The 1142-nt window shown below is 72.0% G+C and carries 1 protein-coding gene; it reads left to right on the top strand.

The features are described 5' to 3' along the window. The coding region (locus EST54_RS33905) for an alpha-amylase family glycosyl hydrolase (RefSeq protein WP_244942687.1) at positions 1-1142 on the top strand (1142 nt) is incomplete at both ends.

The following is a 1142-nucleotide window of genomic DNA, read 5'->3' as shown; positions in this document are numbered from 1 at the left end:
CCCCGGGCCCCCGAGACCGACCGGGGTTCCCGGTGGTGGCGGGACGCCGTCATCTACCAGGTCTACGTCCGCTCGTTCGCCGACAGCGACGGCGACGGCATCGGCGATCTGCGCGGGGTCCGTGAGCGGCTGCCGTACCTCAGGGACCTGGGGGTGGACGCCGTCTGGCTCACCCCGTTCTACGAATCACCGCAGGCCGACGGCGGCTACGACGTCGCCGACTACCGCGCAGTCGACCCGCTCTTCGGCAGCCTCCAGGATGCCGACATCCTCCTCCGCACCGCCCATGACCTGGGCCTGCGGGTGATCGTCGACATCGTGCCCAACCACACCTCCGACCGGCACCCGTGGTTCCAGGACCCCGAACTGGCCCGGCAGCGCTACGTCTTCCGTCCCGGCAAGGGGCCGGGTGGCGAACTCCCGCCCAACGACTGGGAGTCGGTCTTCGGCGGCCCGGCCTGGACGCGTACCGACCGCGGCGACTGGTACCTCCACCTCTTCGCCCCCGAACAGCCCGATCTGAACTGGGACGCCCCGGAGGTGCACGCCGAATTCGAGGCCATCATGCGCTTCTGGCTCGACCTGGGGGTGGACGGATTCCGGATCGATGTCGCGCACGGCATGATCAAGGCGCCCGGTCTGCCGGACATCGGCCACGGCCGGCAGGCCCAGCTGATCGGCACCCAGGTCCTGCCGTTCTTCGACCAGGACGGGGTGCACGCCATCCACCGCACCTGGCGCCGGCTGCTGGACGGCTACGGCGAGGCCCACGGCAAGCAGGTGATCGGCGTCGCCGAGGCCTGGGCGCCCACCCCCGAGCGCCTCGCCCTGTACGTCCGCCCCGACGAGCTCCACCAGGCCTTCAACTTCCAGTTCCTGAACGCCCCCTGGCAGGCCGGGGCGCTGCGTGCGGTCATCGACGCCTCGATCGCCGCCACCGCCTCGGTCGGCGCCCCCACCACCTGGGTCCTGTCCAACCACGACGTCGTACGCCACACCACCCGCCTCGGCGGCGGCCTGGACCGCGCCCGCGCCGCCACCCTCCTGATGCTGGCCCTGCCCGGCTCCGCCTACCTCTACCAGGGCGAGGAACTGGGCCTGCCCGAGGTCACCGACCTGCCCGACGAGGTCCGCCAGGACCC

Origin of the sequence: Streptomyces sioyaensis, from assembly GCF_004122735.1 — a bacterium.
Lineage (GTDB): Bacteria > Actinomycetota > Actinomycetes > Streptomycetales > Streptomycetaceae > Streptomyces > Streptomyces sioyaensis.
This window is presented reverse-complemented; position numbering and strand designations above follow the sequence as displayed.